This window comes from Chamaesiphon minutus PCC 6605 (assembly GCF_000317145.1).
In the GTDB taxonomy this organism is placed as follows: Bacteria; Cyanobacteriota; Cyanobacteriia; order Cyanobacteriales; family Chamaesiphonaceae; genus Chamaesiphon; species Chamaesiphon minutus.
On the sequence record NC_019697.1, the window covers coordinates 3148334 to 3163770 of the forward strand.

The following is a 15437-nucleotide window of genomic DNA, read 5'->3' on the forward strand; positions in this document are numbered from 1 at the left end:
TCGATAGAGTCTAACCTTTGACGAAACTAATCTGGAGGATGTCTGCCTAGCAATTCTTCCTCAGCACGAATAGATAGCATCATTGTCCGATTCAAATCTAATGCTGCGATTGTCGCTCGTCCTACTGGAGTCAATCCAATTAGTTGCACACCATCCCATCTAAAGTGTTCTTGCCACGATTGCTGACGTGGATTAAAAAATACAACTTTGATTCCACTCTGAGCATCTTCAATTTCTTGTCTTGCACCCTTCCTTAGAGAACACGATACACAAGCCAGTGCAAGATTTTCAGCAGTTGTCTCGCCGTTAGCCACTAGTGGTACGATATGGTCGATATGAAAAGTGGCAACCTGTCCAGCTTGCGCTATTTTACAATACTCACAGCGATCGTTTGCTCGCTGGATCGCTAACCGACGGAGAGAAGCTGGAATAGTCATCGCAGCCTACTTCGTTACTTGGTGGGATCTGAGTTTTAGCAATGATAGGAACTCAGCCAACTCTACTAATCCCGCAGCCTCTAGCCGCTCATTTTCGGAAAGTTGCGTCCCTGCATCTTGTCGATCGAGTAAAAATTGTAAACGATCGTGAACTGCTGCGGGAAGTTGAAATTGAGCTAATCCGATCGGAATTTCGACAACTTGCGACATAGGATAACTAAACTAAAGATAGGTGGATACTATCAGACATTTGAACCTGTAAAGTCCAATTATTTACTCGATCGAACCAAATCAAACTCGATTCTCATCCTGAGAGGCTAAGCCAACGAGTTCTTTCTTTCCAGATGCATTATCGACAGACAAAGCAGTAGCAATTGCCACAGGATCGATCGATTGTCCGATGAACACTAGTTTAGTCTGGCGGCGTTCGTCGGTGCGCCATGGCCTGTCGTAAAATTGCTCGAAGCGATTGCCTACACCTTGAATCACTAATCGCATCGGTTTGTTGGGGACGGCGACGAAGCCTTTAATGCGATAGATTTCTTGTTCGGCGACGAGGAGTTCTAATTGCTTACGCAACTGTTCGGGGTTAAATTCGTAGTCCAAAACCAAATGTGTAGAATCGATCTCGTCGTCGTGCTCGTGTTCTGCCTCTGTATCGTGATGGCTGGGACGATCTTCTAAATGGTCTTCCACTGCGGCGTTCAATCCTAATATTGTCTCTACATCTACGATACCCCGATCGCTAGTAACAATTTTCACAGCGCGAGGTAATTCTTTGTTGATTATATCGATCGTTTGTTGATATTGTTCGGCAGTTACTAAGTCGGCTTTATTTAAAATTACCAGATCCGCACAAGCTAACTGATCCTCAAATAACTCTTGCAATGGTGTTTCGTGATCGAGATTTTCATCCTCCTGTCTGAGCGCGTCTACAGCCGCCGGATCGCTGGCAAACCTGCCATCTGCCACCGCATCGCAATCGACCACTGTAATGACTGCATCTACCGTCGCTGCGGTGCGAATTTCTGGCCAGCGGAAGGCAGTAATTAGCGGCTTGGGCAGTGCCAAACCAGATGTTTCGATCAGAATGCAATCGATGTCATCGCGCCGAGCGATTAAAGCTTGCATCGTTGGTAAAAATTCTTCCTGTACCGTACAGCACAAGCACCCGTTAGTTAACTCGACAATATTATTAGGAGTTTCGATCTCATCTTCGGGGCAAACTTGGCAGGATTTCAATAACTCCCCATCGATGCCTAAATCGCCAAATTCGTTGACGATGACGGCGATTCTGCGTCCTTGATTGTGGGTGAGTAAATGTCGAATCAGAGTGGTTTTGCCACTACCTAAGAATCCGGTAATGACGGTGACGGGAATTTTTTTGGCCATGTTAAGTTAATTTGTGTGCCGCGCACGGATGTAAATATACGTCTCGGCGGGCATCCTGACTTGTCGATTCGCAGGTGAATCGAGTTACAGTTGCCCAGGCAGCGTTGGCCTTGCACCAAACTTTCCCCGTTACCTCTACTGGCTGCTCCCCAGTAGAACCGAGTTCGGTCTTATAGTTTACCGCAATTGCTACAGTCGGCGTGCCAACGACGGGAAGTCGTGGCTAGTGGTGCAAAGTCCACCTACGTGGACTGAGATCTTGGTGCAGGCGAAATCGATCGAGATTAGAGGATAAACTTTTGGTGTAGTAAATCGATCGAGATTATCGATCGTCAATATGCTAAAACAATTTCTGCTCAAGCTCTTGCCTGTTTTAATATTGAGTTGTGCCCAGAGTGCGGGGATGATGGATTTGATACGATGCGAGTTCGCACCACCAAAGGTTATGGCGCAGCAACCAGGAGATGAAAATGAGGAAATTGAGAGACTAACTCAACAGTTACGATTGCGAAGCGATACAGAGAGTAACAAGGCAGTCATCGCATTAGGGAAAATGGGCGCATCAGCTCGATTCGCTGTCAGACAACTGTTTGTCATTATATTCGCTGGAGAGCCAGAACATATTCGTGTTAATGCATCTACATCCATAAGACAGATCGTGGAATCATCTGAATCTGAGATATCACAATTGCTACCACTACTCAAACATTTAAATCCAGACGTTCGTGCTAATGTAGCCGCTGCAATCGGGAATATCGGCAAGTCAAATGCTTATTTAATATACCAAATTGACGTGTATGAAAAATACAAAAAAGAATCAAACCCAACAGTTCGTGCTAATTTAGCCACGATCGTCAAACAAATAGAAAATTCGGGTCGAATCGCAGACTCACAACTAATTCCGCTACTAAAAGATCTAAATTCTCTCGTTCGCGCTAATGCAGCTTTAGCAATATCAAATCAAGAGAGATCGGCAAGATCGAATATTTCACAATTAATTCCACTTTTCCAAGATTCAGATGCAACAGTTAGAGCTAATGCAGTTGCATCTGTAAGAAATATGGGGAAAGCTGCTAAATCTACAATTCCGCAAATCCTACCACTACTGAAAGACTCCGATTCAACCGTTCGTGCTAATGCAGCCTTGACGATTGGAGAGATCGGAGGAGTAACTAAATCTACAATCTCACAAATACTGCCACTGCTAAAGGATTCAGACTCTTATGTTCGCCTTTGTGCAGTCTTAGCAGTAGGTGATATGAAAAAGCATACTAAATCGATCGCTTTACAAGTACTGCCACTCCTCCAAGATTCAGACTCAACTGTCCGTTATGGAGCAGTTATTGTCATCGAAAAGATGGAAGAATCAGCTAAATCTGATATTCCAGGATTAGAAAAGCTTCTACAAAATGTACATTCGAGGGATCGTATTGCATCATCTGGTTTACTATCATTAGAACTGAGAAAATCCACTCGATCGGAGATCGCGAATTTGATTCCACTCCTGAAAGATCCAGATCCACGGATTCGTTATGTTGCTGCTGATGCCTTGGGCGAGATCGGAAATTAGGCTAAATCTGCTATTTCCCAATTAATTCCAGTATTGCAAGATCCGAATAAAACTGTTGTAAATAGAGCTAGATCGGCACTGAAAAAATTGGGATATAAGCAGTGAAGTTATCAATAACTATTACTATGGCAATCTGCTCCGATCGATCGTCTGAACGTATAGCCCAGTCTATATTTTTACCAGCATAAAAGGTAGGGACAATTCATGAATTGCCCCTACCTTTTATCTAAAACCTAAAACCTAAAACTTAACGCCTAATTCACCCTCGCTGCTTCAGTCAACTTACCCAACACAACCTGGGCAACTTTTTGGCCGACGGGGAGGCTTTGCAAAAAGCCACTAAGTTCGGAAGTCGGCTTTTGAGTAATTTGATTGCTATCGATGAGGTACTTGACGTAGTTGTTGTAGGAGTCAACCGCATTAGTCAATACCACCGGATCGATCGAACCGTCGGAGCGTCTCAAACCTTGCATGGATTTGGCGAGCTGTTGAGCGGCATCGCTACCGCCTAAAGCAGTAGCTAAGACCTTGACAGAGGGTGTATCCGCGCCAACTGGCGATCCGATCGCATCTAGAGCCGCTTGTGCAGTGCCTGGATCGACTTCTACTGTGGTACCGCCTACCGTTTGACTGCCACTCAAGTTGCTGGCTGTTAGCGTCGAACCGATGGCATTGAGTTTCGCTTGGACTTCTGGCGTAAAACCAGCGTTATCATTTCCCTCACTAGATTCGGCATTACTTGTGGCGACGCTACTGACAGCATCAGAGCCGATGGGCGCATTACCCAGCACGTCGCAGATGCCCGAAATCGGTGCAGCAGCGGCGGGAGCTAGGGGCAAAACGATCGCTGCAATGGCAGCTAACGACCAGATCTTTCTCATGTTCGTGACATCCTCAATTTTTAGATAACTTAGAACCGAATACCGACACCGCCACCAAGACCAAATCGGGAAACTTCACCACTGATTTTATCGCCAGCAACATCCAGAATGGCAGGAGTAATCTGCACGCCGATGTTGTCGCTCAACCGGAAATTGAGCGGTAAGCCGACGCTGAAGTTGCGCCCGTTATAGTCGGTGACGATGCCGATATTGTCCGAGATCCGGAAGCCCAAACTGCCAAAAAAAGCTGTTTTATCGCGATCGGCAACAATATCGGCAATTTGCCGAAATCGACCATTACCAATGCCTACAGAAGCGGTGAAGTTATTGGTATCGCTGACTGGCAGCACCCCCGTCACCACCCCATAGAAAGTATTCCTAACCGTTTGGTCGTTGCCAGCATAGCCGTGTTTAATTGCATTTTCCCAGCCTGCGGCGATCGCCAAATTATCGCCAAACTGTTTGTGCAACTTGAAATTCACCGCACCGCGATCGAATAGTCCGAGCGGTGTACTACCATCTGGCCCACCGCCATTACTGAAAGTACTATAGGAGGTTTCTAGGCCGACCAGATCGCGACTATTGCCGATCCCAAAACCAGCACCCAAGCCAAAACCAGCAGTATTTATCAGCAGCGGCGTACTGAGTGGCGATCCCAACCAAGGGTTTGGTGCGAGGCTATCTTGATAGCCAGAACCGATAAAAATAGTCCCCCAATTAGCCCCAAATCCACTCGGCGTAGTCAGACCGCTGACGGGTCGATTCGGTGCCTTGCGGACGATCGTCGTAGTGCTGACGCTGGGCAGATTGCCGACACCAACCCGATTGAGGACATCTTGTTCGGTGATGTTGGCAACTGATGGAGCCGCAGCACAATTGACGATGTATTTTTGGGCGGGACTGTCGCTAGCTAGCGCAGCGATCTGCCCAGAAGCTACCAATGCTTGGTGAATAAAAGCGGCAACATCGGCACGAGTAGCCGCCCCCGTGGGGTTGAATGTCTTGCCATCTGGATAAGAAACGCTGACAGTGACGCATTTCTGGGTTGCGGCAATTAGGGCATCGCGACCATAGTTGGGGACTTGTGCGGCATCGGTAAACAGCTCGTCAATTTTGGGAGCCGCCGCGCTATTGGCTTGTAATTTGCTGCCATTGGCGATCGCGACTAAAGATTCGATCCGAACGATCGTTTGGTTTGGGGCGAAGGTATTATTTGGATAGCCTGCTAGAAAGCCAGATCGGTAAGCTTTTTCGATCGCTGGTGCCGCCCACAGTTGTGGCGATACATCCGAGAATGCGCGCGCTGCTCTGGTTGGCTCCAAGCTAAAAGCCTTCGTTAATAAGGCGGCAAATTCAGCTCTGGTGACAGGTTGGTCGGGGCGAAAGGTACCGTCTGGGTAGCCAGCAATAATCCCTTTTTCGACCAATACTTTAATGAACGGCTCCGCCCAGTTGCCAGCCACATCACTAGATTGAGCGAGCTGCTGGGGAGCAGTAGGACGTTGTGGCTGGGTGGGATAGAGTTTAGAACTGGGGGCAATGGATCGATCGATCCGGTGATTTGGAGCGACCATTTCCGCACGGCTAGTTGCAAATGCACTACTAGAAATAATGGCGGTACTCGCCAGCGTCACTAGGAAACAAATGTTTCTATAGTAGATTTGATGTTTATGGTGATTCATAGCTAAAAAAACCATCCTCGATCGAGATCGTGGTTTAGTATTTAAGTAACTGTAGAAATTAATCTGGCGTCATCACGATTCGCGCTGGCCTTACATTAGCCAGCGATAAAAAGCTCAATTTAACACATCCAGTTTGCTAACTTTCTACATTCAAACGGTGTCGATCCGATACTACTCTTTTTTATATAACCTTAATGTAATTAATAATATTTATTCATGATTATCGTCGTAACTAATCTCGATCGACCCGATCGGATTCGCTCGAATTCACTTGTTCTCAATCTCCGTAAATATTTATACTTTTCTAAGTAATTTGGCTTACTTGCCGACGATCGCGATCCACAGAGTTACTACCAGACAGATACTTGCGAGATGTTGGGGCACGATCGATCTCATTGGTCGTTTAGCAATCTTTTGAGTGAGGAAAAAGGTAGTTAGTAATGCTAAAACTAAAGTGATGCCTTGGAGAAAGGTAATGACTGCTGGGTGCGCGACAAAGCTTGGTAAATTATTGCCAGTCAATCCAAATGTCGCAAATGTAATAGGGATAATTTGTCCGCCTTCTGCTAAACCTAATTTAAAATAATGAGCTAAATTTCCACCTAATATCAGCGGTAAATAGCCATAGGCCAAATCGATAAATGGTAAAGGCTTACGAAATTTAAAAGGAATTATTTCTAAGTTGCCTAGCTTATATAATCCTTGCATTGCAATATAAGCTAAAAATGGGATCGTCGTAGGTAGTAAGATTGCCGCGATCGAGAGTCCTAGATGTGGCAAAAATTGAGTTAAGTCTATTTGCAATCCTAATAGAGAGTTAATCTGCGGCAAACGATGGAGATAAATTCCGCCTAATAATAGAAATAATAAAGCTACCTCATAAGCATGAGGGATATGCGTCGTCCACAGTTCGATTCCGGGCGGACGGAGATTTAATTCTACCGATCGATGAGGACAAGCTTTGAGACAAGTCATACACAGTACGCAATCTTTATTGTCAGTTAATTGCGCTGGATGCGAATAAATCGGACAGCCATTTGTCGTCTGTCCCTCCCCAAAACCGACACCACCTTTATAACAGTGATAAGTAGTACATTCTGCGGCACAAGTGCCTTGTTGCGCGCGTAACTCGACGATCGACAGCTTGGCAAATAAACCATTCATACCCCCGATCGGGCATAAATAACGACACCAAAAGCGTCGTTCAAAAATTAGCGAAAACAGTACCGCGCCACCAGTAATCAGTAGCAACAACCAGCTAGATAAATAAGCCGTATTTTCTAGATTCCACAGTTCCTCCCATAGAAAAATTAGGACAAATAATCCAAATAGAAACCAACCGCCCCATTTTTCGGCTGTCTCGCGCGGCCACTTTTTGAGCGTTCTGGGAAAAAACTTCAGCGAAAGCTTCTGAACGATCTCGCCATAAATCATAAATGGACAAAACGCACACCACAACCGACCGATAATTGGAAATAATAATAAAATTAACGGCCACCACCACGCCCAAAATAGATTGAGTGCGAAGTTGTGTTGGCGATCTTGAGGAGCCAGAAACAAAATCGCGACAACGATCGGAAATACCCACGCCGTAAAACCATAATTAATGCGATCGGGATACCAATCGCTATTTAAAAACTGTCGCAACCGAGGATAAGCATTGAGTAAATTCAGCCGAAATAATTGCTTTTTAGCTGCCTGTGCCCAAAATACTTCCTCTGTCAATACCTTGCTACCTTGGGCTTGTAATAAAGCTCGATCGACCATCCCTTGCAATTCTTTTAAATTACCAGGAAAATCATAAGCTTGTAGCCGCCGAATTGCTTCTGGCGTAACTTGTGGTTTGGGTAACTTTTTTTGCCGACAAATGATGTTGAGATAATAATTAACATGTGCCTCTAAATCGGCCTTCCGCACCCGCAATCCCGGCACTTTAATCTGGTGCTTGACAACCTTATTAAACGTCGGTTGCGTGCTCTCAGAGATGAGAATCAAGCGTGCATTACTCGCTCGTGGTGGTAGCGAAGCTTGCCCCTCTCGATCGATCGGCGTATAGTTTCCAGTAGTTAATAATTGCTCGATTTGCGGTACTAATTCTCGCGGCAATTCCTGAACGTCATTTAAAATTAATGTCCCTTCACCCAACCATTCTAATAATCCTGGTTTGCCACCCACGCGCCCAAAGAGTTCGGCACCATTCGCAGTAATTAAGGCACTTTTGAGACTAATAACTGGCTGTTGACGACGCTTAGAACCAAAATGAATCAGCGCAGCAATATTATCTTTCTCTAAACCTGGCTCTCCCGAAATAATGACCGATCGATCGTCGCTTGCTGCGGCGCGAATTTGTTGGCGGAGTTTAACTGCATACCGACTCTCGCCAATAATCCCCCGCTTGGCTTGGGGCACCAAATAAGTCCGCAACGCCGCTTGCCTGTCGCGATCGTAAGCAATTTCTCCTTCGAGCTGTTCTAATTTACCTGCCAATCGCTCGGCATAGGCAGCGGTAATCTGCGGATATTTGGCAACTAATGCCAGCCAGCGATCGGCTGCAATCGTCTGAAACTGGCATTCCGTAATCGTGACAATCCGGCTATCGGTCAGTTGAGATCGCTGCAACGCCGATAAATTTACCACCGCACCGGGCAATAACCCCGTCGCCCACATCAACCCCGCCCGTTGGCGACGATACCGCTCGGCTTGTCCCGATTCGAGGATGTATAACTTAGTAACAGGGGTATCTTCAACCGTTACCCGACAGCCTGCTGGTACTGATAATACTTCCAGTTCGCCAGCGATCGATTCTAAAACATCGCGCGGCAACATCCCCAGTTCGGTAGCCGATTCTAACCAATTAACTAATTTTGTAGACATGGTGCGGAATGTGTCTGACGATCGTTAGTTACCAGTCTATCAGGCATAGCAGATCGGAAGGCTAGACAAGGTTCTCTAAAAATCCCCTCCTGGCAGGGGATTTTTACCAAATCGGATCGTCATAACGGTGGATGATGAGTACCGATTCGTTAGGGACGCTTGCCAGACAAGCTCGCACGGGGTTTTCTTGCCCTTCAATTTCCACTTCGCAGGCATAACAAGAACCCATCAAACAACCAGTCGGAATTGTAATTCCCGCGCGCTCGGCAACGTTGAGTAATGGTTCGCCCGGTTCGGCGGTAACGGTGACTTTATCTGGTAAAAAATGAACGGTGACTGATACCATTTTGGATTTTGGATTTTGGATTTTGGATTTTGCGATTGAAATCACGCGGAGGTTTCCTCCGCATGTGTTTCAATCAAGACGGATTTTGCGGCTCTCGTATCTGCTAACGCAGAGGCTATGCCTACGGCAGGCTCCGCCAACGCCAACGTCGGGTTTCCCGATGGTTTAGCGAGACAAGAGCGGATTGGGAAAATCTTGCTGTCTATGGCGTTGGCTTAGCCTCTCGGAACGAGAATCGATTTATCTGTCAGGAGCGTTTTTTTTAATTGCTATGACATAAATTTGTCGATCGGTTGTACTTCAGATCCGCGACTTATTAGAGAAGTCGCGGATTTTTAAGTAGCTGGGCGTAATTAAATATAAGATATCGTGTAGGGTGGGCACTGCCCACCAGCTAGGTTCCAGACATAATCTATCTTATAAATAATTGCATCTACCTACTTATTACTTAATTTTTGACTTTCAACATAATCAATTTATTTGCTAGAAACGACTGAACATCTTCCAGCGAAAGCTCGCTCGATTCTAATAACTCACCGACCGTTAATTGTTGATGATTTCGATCGCAAGCTTGCATAAAAGCAAACTCAGCATCGGTCAGATTGAACAATTTCCAATCGCAATTAAAGACATTTTTACTTTCCCAACCTTCAATACAGGGGTGACGATGGGGAATTGCTGCCAAGAAAGTTTCGTCGTGCGACCAATCGATCGAGTTAGGCAGCGGTGGTTTAGAGAGGAAAAACTCATAGTGAGCCACATCTGGATCGAGGAGTTCGATCAGCCGATATTGGGCGCGAATGTCTAACTTTTGAGCGCGTTCTAGTGCTTCGGGTGCTTTGGCTAAAAGTCGCTCCAGACTCCAAAATTCAGGATTGGAAAAATCGACAAAATCTAAGCCAGAGGCATCGATTAATTCAAATAATGTCTCGATATTATAATCGATTTCTTGCGGGTGAACGTACATATCGGCGAAGCATTCATCCTTGTGATTCTCGATCGCCCAGCGTTCTTTTTCTCGCTTGAGAATGCGATTATTTTCGGGCAAAGATCCAAAAACAGCGCGACCGATTTTGACGCCATCTTGATAGTCGCCGCGCTTGTCGCCTTGCAACATCCCGATCGCTTTTTGCATTAATTCGATCTCCCACCGTCCCAACTCGCCATAGACGAAAATGTGCATCAACCCACCGGGGGCTAATTTGCTCGCCAAGGCTTGAATGGCCCGAATTGGGTGGGGGGTATGGTGAATTACTCCCACCGAGTTAATCAGGTCGAATTCCCCAGGGATCTGGGCGACATCGAACAGGCTCAGATGATGAAACTCTACTCTGGTTGCACCCGATCGCGCGCAGCGTTCTTGGGCGACTTTGAGCGCGCCAGGACTGAGATCGATCGCGGTAACTCGTGCTTCGGGATTGAGATGCACCAAGCTATCGGTACTCACGCCCGTACCGCAACCCGCATCCAGAATCCGCACATTCCGCCGCTGTGGCATCTGTCCGGTACAAAAATTGTAAGCCGCGTCCCACTGCCATCGCCAGTTAAACCCTGGGGGCGGCTCGTCGAGGAGCGGTTCTGGGGGGAAGGGATAGGTATCGTACAGATTTTGGACGGCTTGACTAATTTGGGCGGGACTTGCTTCCATAACTCGATCGCTGCATTGAGACTCGATTGTTATTGTATCTTTTTGGCGTGGCCTCTTCATAGATAAGATTAGAGAGTGCGACTGAGTAGGACGTCTGAATATGGATCTAATTGCAACCAAAATCGATGATGGTATATTTACGATCGATTCTGTTTTTTCACCCGGCGAATGTCAATCATTAATCGATCGAGCTGAAGCGATTGGATTTGAAGCAGCCACCGTCAGAACGACAGATGGCCCGATGATGATGACCAACATCCGAAATAACGATCGGGTTATGATGGAAGACCCGGCATTGGCAAGTCAGATGTGGCAGCGCATTCAGCATCTGCTACCCACAATCGACTCATCGCTGCCTTGCAGTGTCGATCCACAATTGCGATTTTATCGATACCATCCCGGACAACAATTTAGAAGACATAAAGATGGTGCTGTTACCAATTCATTAGGACAAACTAGCAAACTCTCATATCTGATTTATTTGAACGATGCTTGTGAGGGTGGCGATACAGCATTTCGAGAATATTATGCTGTCGATGGCATCAGCCACAAGCAAGAATTTATTGTCACACCCACCGTGGGGATGGCATTGCTATTTCGGCACGAACGGCGGCACGAAGGTACTCCAGTAACTGCTGGCGTCAAGTACGTATTGAGATCGGATGTCTTGTACGCTTAAACGAGGTCAAGCAAATCGATCGGGGCTTATCTACCATTCGATCGCGTTGGCCTAGCGACGATCGCTGTTTGACTATTATTAGACCGCATTTCTTGCATACACTCACCCCGCATCCCCGCTCCCCGCTCTCCTCCCAGATAGTGACTAGATTTGTGTCATAGACTGCTAGATGCACATCCACATCCTCGGCTATAATTACTGATGAATATTTACATAAATTAATAAACCTGTGGGACAGTACGAACGGCTGGTATTGATGGCAGAAGACGAACTCACTCAATACAGCAGTGATGCTCGCAAAATCGAGAAATTGCGCCGCAAAATTGGTATATCGGTAAACAGAGCCGAGCAGCAGGCAGTCAAAGCAGCATTAGAGGCTGAGTTGCCCACTGGCGGCATCGCCAAAATAGTCGAAACTCAACGTCAAACTGTCGCATTGCCATTTTGGGGCATTGCTGGATTGGGTTTATTATTTGGAATTTCGCTCAATCAGCCGCTAGATTTTATTGCTGCGATCGGTGGCACCGCCGCTGCAATTGCCATTCAAAGATGGGGCTGGAAGTTGTATGCTAAAAGAATTGTCTTGGATACCCTAATCGATATCGATACCAAAATTAGTGAAATCAAACCAAAACCTTGAGTTAGGCTTTAGGTTTTAGGTTTTAGGTTTTAGGCTTTAGGCTTTAGAGGATGTTTGAAAAGCGTAGTCCCTAGAGGGCGGGCACGAGGCACCGCCCCTACAAGTTGACTATTATCAATTATCAATTATAAAAATGAGCGATATCAAAATTGGAATTATTGGTGGTAGCGGACTTTACCAGATGTCCGCTTTAACTAATGTACGTGAGGTGAGTGTCGAAACACCTTTTGGTAAACCTTCGGACAATCTTATCGTTGGCGAGCTAGATGGCGTCGAAGTTGCTTTCTTGGCGCGGCACGGACGCAATCATCATCTGACGCCTACAGAAGTTCCGTATCGCGCTAATATTTATGCGATGAAACAAATCGGTGTCGAGTACCTGATTTCGGCATCGGCTGTCGGCTCGTTGCAAGCGGAAGTTAAGCCATTAGATTTAGTATTACCAGACCAATTTATCGATCGCACTAAAAGCCGAACGAGTACTTTTTTTGGCAAGGGAATTGTCGGTCATATTGCCTTTGGCGATCCGATTTGTCATCAATTATCGGGCGTTTTGGCAGACTCGATCGAGTCGTTAAATTTACCAGATATTAGTTTGCACAAAGGTGGAACTTATGTGTGTATGGAAGGGCCAGCCTTTTCTACCAAAGCTGAATCTAATATGTATCGAATGCTAGGGGGTACGATTATTGGCATGACTAATTTACCCGAAGCAAAATTGGCTAGAGAAGCAGAGATTGCTTATGCCACCTTAGCATTAGCTACTGACTACGATTGTTGGCATCCAGACCATGATAGTGTCACTGTGGATATGATAATCGCGAATCTCCACAAAAATGCTAGTAATGCTCAACAGGTAATTCAACAAACAGTGCGAAAACTGAGTGCAAATTTATTTGTTTCGGATGCACATTCTGCGCTTAAGTATACAATTATCACACCGCTGGACAAGGTACCAGATGCGACCAAGCAGAAGTTGGAATTATTACTGAAAAAATACCTGTAAATAAGTAGCTGGATGTAAATATTTAGTCAATAAGAATTATCTAAGACCTATATGGCGGGTACCGCTCGCCATACAATTATTTGATATTTACTATTTAGTAAATAACAGATGAGGGCAAGTAGATTTAAAACAGAGGTAGGGGCAATTCATGAATTGCCCCTACCTTTATTTTATAATTATCGATCGACCCGTCAGGGTCGATTCAAATCTACAACAATATTACTTAGCTGCTGGTGTTGTAGTTGTGGGTACGGTGGTTGTTGGTACAGTTGTCGAAGGCATTGCAGTTGTGGGTAATACTGTTTTGGTAGCGGTACCAGCCTTTTTCTTAAGAGTTGCCGCTGCCGCAGTCTTTTTCGCCTTACATTTAGCGTGTTCTCTAACAGGTAAAGTTGTAGGATCGATCTTCTGGGTACCAACAACCAATGTCTTGTACTTGCCCGCACCATCGACTAGAGCTTCGCCACAAGTATTGGCTGCGACATCTTGGCGTTTGACTGGTTTGTTTTTGGCATTAGTCCCCTGGATCGGATACTTTTGCTTTGCTGTTAAGCCAGTTACTACCACTTGGTTTTTACTAGTTTTATAAACTTCAGCAGAAGCGATCGATCCGTGAGTTATGGCTAGTAATGCGGCGATCGCAACAGCAGAAATTGAGAATTTGGTGGACATATTGTTATTAATTTTTACTGGGTTGATAAGTTGGTAGATGCTGCCTGCTAGTCGTGCATTCCCACCTATGTGTTCCCTTGCATGGCACGAATCAATTCGGCGGCAACTTCTGGACGCGAAAATTCTGGTGGTGGTAGTTCGCCTTTGCGTAGCAGTTCGCGGACTTTCGTTCCTGACAAATGCACTCGTTGTTCGGGAGTACTGGGACTGGTTTTGGTAGTTGCCATCGATTTGGTAACTTTGCAGTAGAACGCGTGCTCGAACATCATTGGCGTAATGCCGAGTTCGCCTGGTTCAAATTCGCTAAAAATATATTGAGCGTCGTAGGTACCATAGTAGTCACCGACACCTGCATGATCGCGACCGACGATAAAATGGGTACAACCGTAATTTTTGCGAATTAGAGCGTGGAAAATAGCTTCGCGCGGCCCAGCATAACGCATGGCAGCGGGATTGATACCCAGAATTACGCGATCGCTAGGATAGTAATGTTCTAAGATGATCTCGTAGCAACGCATCCGCACATCTGCGGGGATGTCATCTTCCTTCGTCGCGCCGACTAAGGGATGCAAGAACAAACCATCGACGGTTTCCATCGCACACTTTTGGATGTATTCATGCGCGCGGTGAATCGGGTTGCGGGTTTGAAATCCGACGATCGTATTCCAGCCTTTGGCTTGGAACTGCGCGCGGGAGGCCGCAGGATCGATTTGATAAGTGGGAAATTGCGGATGTGCTTCGCGTTCTAATAACCAGACTGCACCCGCTAAATTAACATTACCTTGGTCGTAAACGACTTTGACGCCGGGATGCTTTTCGTCATCCGTGCGGTAGACATTAATCGCCTCTTGTTTCTTGTCGTAAGTATATTTTTCCGATAGCTCTAACACGCCGACAAATCGACCCGTGTTATCATCCAAACGCACGAGCGAGCCGATTTCTAAAGGTGCGGCTACAGCTTCAGTAACTGAAAGTGTAATCGGAATCGACCAAGGCAATCCATTCGCCAACCGCATGTTGGGGACGACGTTGTTATAGTCTGCTTCTGGCATAAACCCAGTCAGTGGACTAAATGCACCGATCGCAATCATAACTAGATCGGAAAATGCCCGTTCGTCTAATTCGACTCTAGGTAAATGTTCGGCTTTACTTAGAAATTCGGCTTTTTGAGCGGGGGTGGCGATGCGATTCACCAATTCACCACCGTGAGGTGCAATACCAGAACGCTGACTCAAACTAACTTCCCTCGCAATTGTTACGTATTTTTATCATTTACTTTAGCAGCTTTAGGGGACGGGAGGGTGGATGGGTGGACTGTAACACCGTAGGATAGGTGGATGGGCAGTTTCAGACACGGAAACAAAAATGCAAAAACCTTGGTGCTTAGTCTTCAACCGCCCTGAAATGAATTTCGGGCTAACGACGAAAGTTCACTTAAGTGAACTAAGAGATTTTTATGCTGTTGTATAAAACCATATTGGGAGAGTGGGATAATGGGGGTCTCTTGCGTCCAAACTTTCTACTCACTATTCACTATTCACTATTCACTCCCAACTCCCTACTTCCTCTATGATTTAAAATAGAAGAGCATAGCTCGCAGGTGATGAATT

The 15437-nt window shown here is 46.0% G+C and carries 14 protein-coding genes and 1 riboswitch; of the genes, 4 read left to right on the forward strand and 10 right to left on the reverse strand.

Going from position 1 to position 15437, the window contains the following annotated elements:
- Positions 1-26 precede the first annotated feature (26 nt).
- The 3 genes from CHA6605_RS14455 to cobW form a co-directional block, all read right to left on the reverse strand.
- Positions 27-437 (reverse strand): HNH endonuclease, encoded by a 411-nt coding sequence (locus CHA6605_RS14455; RefSeq protein ID WP_015160190.1) that lies wholly within the window; start codon positions 435-437, stop codon positions 27-29.
- A gap of 6 nt (positions 438-443) precedes the next feature.
- Positions 444-647 carry a hypothetical protein gene (locus CHA6605_RS14460; RefSeq protein WP_015160191.1) on the reverse strand — a complete coding sequence of 68 codons (204 nt, stop codon included), beginning with the start codon at positions 645-647 and terminating at the stop codon, positions 444-446.
- An 81-nt stretch (positions 648-728) separates the two neighbouring features.
- Positions 729-1829: a cobalamin biosynthesis protein CobW gene (gene cobW / locus CHA6605_RS14465; protein WP_015160192.1), complete on the reverse strand. Its 1101-nt coding sequence runs from the start codon at positions 1827-1829 to the stop codon at positions 729-731.
- Positions 1830-1857: 28 nt separating this feature from the next.
- Positions 1858-2007, reverse strand: a riboswitch (cobalamin riboswitch).
- Between the two features lie 159 nt (positions 2008-2166).
- Here cobW and CHA6605_RS14470 point away from each other — a divergent pair.
- Positions 2167-3399: a HEAT repeat domain-containing protein gene (locus CHA6605_RS14470; RefSeq protein ID WP_015160193.1), complete on the forward strand. Its 1233-nt coding sequence runs from the start codon at positions 2167-2169 to the stop codon at positions 3397-3399.
- A gap of 254 nt (positions 3400-3653) precedes the next feature.
- Here CHA6605_RS14470 and CHA6605_RS14475 read toward each other — a convergent pair whose 3' ends face one another.
- The 5 genes from CHA6605_RS14475 to CHA6605_RS14495 all read right to left on the reverse strand — a co-directional run bounded on the left by CHA6605_RS14475 (position 3654) and on the right by CHA6605_RS14495 (position 10830).
- Complete coding sequence (locus tag CHA6605_RS14475) at positions 3654-4280, reverse strand: hypothetical protein (protein WP_015160194.1); 627 nt, start codon at positions 4278-4280, stop codon at positions 3654-3656.
- Between the two features lie 29 nt (positions 4281-4309).
- The gene (locus CHA6605_RS31650) at positions 4310-5962 is read right to left on the reverse strand and encodes an S-layer homology domain-containing protein (protein ID WP_232432085.1); all 1653 of its coding nucleotides are present in this window, start codon (positions 5960-5962) and stop codon (positions 4310-4312) included.
- Positions 5963-6280: 318 nt separating this feature from the next.
- A complete protein-coding gene (locus tag CHA6605_RS14485) occupies positions 6281-8836 on the reverse strand; it encodes a sigma 54-interacting transcriptional regulator (protein WP_015160196.1) in 2556 nt (851 codons plus the stop codon).
- 103 nt (positions 8837-8939) lie between these two features.
- Positions 8940-9182, reverse strand: a complete 243-nt coding sequence (locus tag CHA6605_RS14490) for a 2Fe-2S iron-sulfur cluster-binding protein (protein ID WP_015160197.1) — start codon at positions 9180-9182, stop codon at positions 8940-8942.
- A 448-nt stretch (positions 9183-9630) separates the two neighbouring features.
- Positions 9631-10830: a class I SAM-dependent methyltransferase gene (locus tag CHA6605_RS14495; RefSeq protein ID WP_015160198.1), complete on the reverse strand. Its 1200-nt coding sequence runs from the start codon at positions 10828-10830 to the stop codon at positions 9631-9633.
- A gap of 100 nt (positions 10831-10930) precedes the next feature.
- Between CHA6605_RS14495 and CHA6605_RS14500 the strand changes: the two genes are divergently transcribed.
- From CHA6605_RS14500 to CHA6605_RS14510, 3 genes are all read left to right on the forward strand, one after another.
- Entirely contained in the window at positions 10931-11509 is a 579-nt protein-coding gene (locus tag CHA6605_RS14500) for a prolyl hydroxylase family protein (RefSeq protein ID WP_015160199.1), read from the forward strand.
- 229 nt (positions 11510-11738) lie between these two features.
- Positions 11739-12149, forward strand: coding sequence for a hypothetical protein (locus CHA6605_RS14505; RefSeq protein WP_015160200.1), 411 nt, complete (start codon positions 11739-11741; stop codon positions 12147-12149).
- A 133-nt stretch (positions 12150-12282) separates the two neighbouring features.
- The gene (locus tag CHA6605_RS14510) at positions 12283-13155 is read left to right on the forward strand and encodes an S-methyl-5'-thioadenosine phosphorylase (protein ID WP_015160201.1); all 873 of its coding nucleotides are present in this window, start codon (positions 12283-12285) and stop codon (positions 13153-13155) included.
- Positions 13156-13374: 219 nt separating this feature from the next.
- On the opposite strand, the gene CHA6605_RS14515 is transcribed toward CHA6605_RS14510, so the two are convergent.
- Positions 13375-13827 (reverse strand): hypothetical protein, encoded by a 453-nt coding sequence (locus CHA6605_RS14515; RefSeq protein WP_015160202.1) that lies wholly within the window; start codon positions 13825-13827, stop codon positions 13375-13377.
- Between the two features lie 65 nt (positions 13828-13892).
- The gene (gene sat / locus CHA6605_RS14520; protein ID WP_015160203.1) at positions 13893-15062 is read right to left on the reverse strand and encodes a sulfate adenylyltransferase; all 1170 of its coding nucleotides are present in this window, start codon (positions 15060-15062) and stop codon (positions 13893-13895) included.
- Between the last annotated feature and the right edge of the window lie 375 nt (positions 15063-15437).

Excerpts from the sequence above, each read along its gene's own strand:
- CHA6605_RS14455 (WP_015160190.1), bottom strand. The coding sequence starts at position 437 with ATGACTATTCCAGCTTCTCTCCGTCGGTTAGCGATCCAGCGAGCAAAC.
- CHA6605_RS14460 (WP_015160191.1), bottom strand. The coding sequence starts at position 647 with ATGTCGCAAGTTGTCGAAATTCCGATCGGATTAGCTCAATTTCAACTT.
- cobW (WP_015160192.1), bottom strand. The coding sequence starts at position 1,829 with ATGGCCAAAAAAATTCCCGTCACCGTCATTACCGGATTCTTAGGTAGT.
- CHA6605_RS14470 (WP_015160193.1), top strand. The coding sequence starts at position 2,167 with ATGCTAAAACAATTTCTGCTCAAGCTCTTGCCTGTTTTAATATTGAGT.
- CHA6605_RS14475 (WP_015160194.1), bottom strand. The coding sequence starts at position 4,280 with ATGAGAAAGATCTGGTCGTTAGCTGCCATTGCAGCGATCGTTTTGCCC.
- CHA6605_RS31650 (WP_232432085.1), bottom strand. The coding sequence starts at position 5,962 with ATGAATCACCATAAACATCAAATCTACTATAGAAACATTTGTTTCCTA.
- CHA6605_RS14485 (WP_015160196.1), bottom strand. The coding sequence starts at position 8,836 with ATGTCTACAAAATTAGTTAATTGGTTAGAATCGGCTACCGAACTGGGG.
- CHA6605_RS14490 (WP_015160197.1), bottom strand. The coding sequence starts at position 9,182 with ATGGTATCAGTCACCGTTCATTTTTTACCAGATAAAGTCACCGTTACC.
- CHA6605_RS14495 (WP_015160198.1), bottom strand. The coding sequence starts at position 10,830 with ATGGAAGCAAGTCCCGCCCAAATTAGTCAAGCCGTCCAAAATCTGTAC.
- CHA6605_RS14500 (WP_015160199.1), top strand. The coding sequence starts at position 10,931 with ATGGATCTAATTGCAACCAAAATCGATGATGGTATATTTACGATCGAT.
- CHA6605_RS14510 (WP_015160201.1), top strand. The coding sequence starts at position 12,283 with ATGAGCGATATCAAAATTGGAATTATTGGTGGTAGCGGACTTTACCAG.
- CHA6605_RS14515 (WP_015160202.1), bottom strand. The coding sequence starts at position 13,827 with ATGTCCACCAAATTCTCAATTTCTGCTGTTGCGATCGCCGCATTACTA.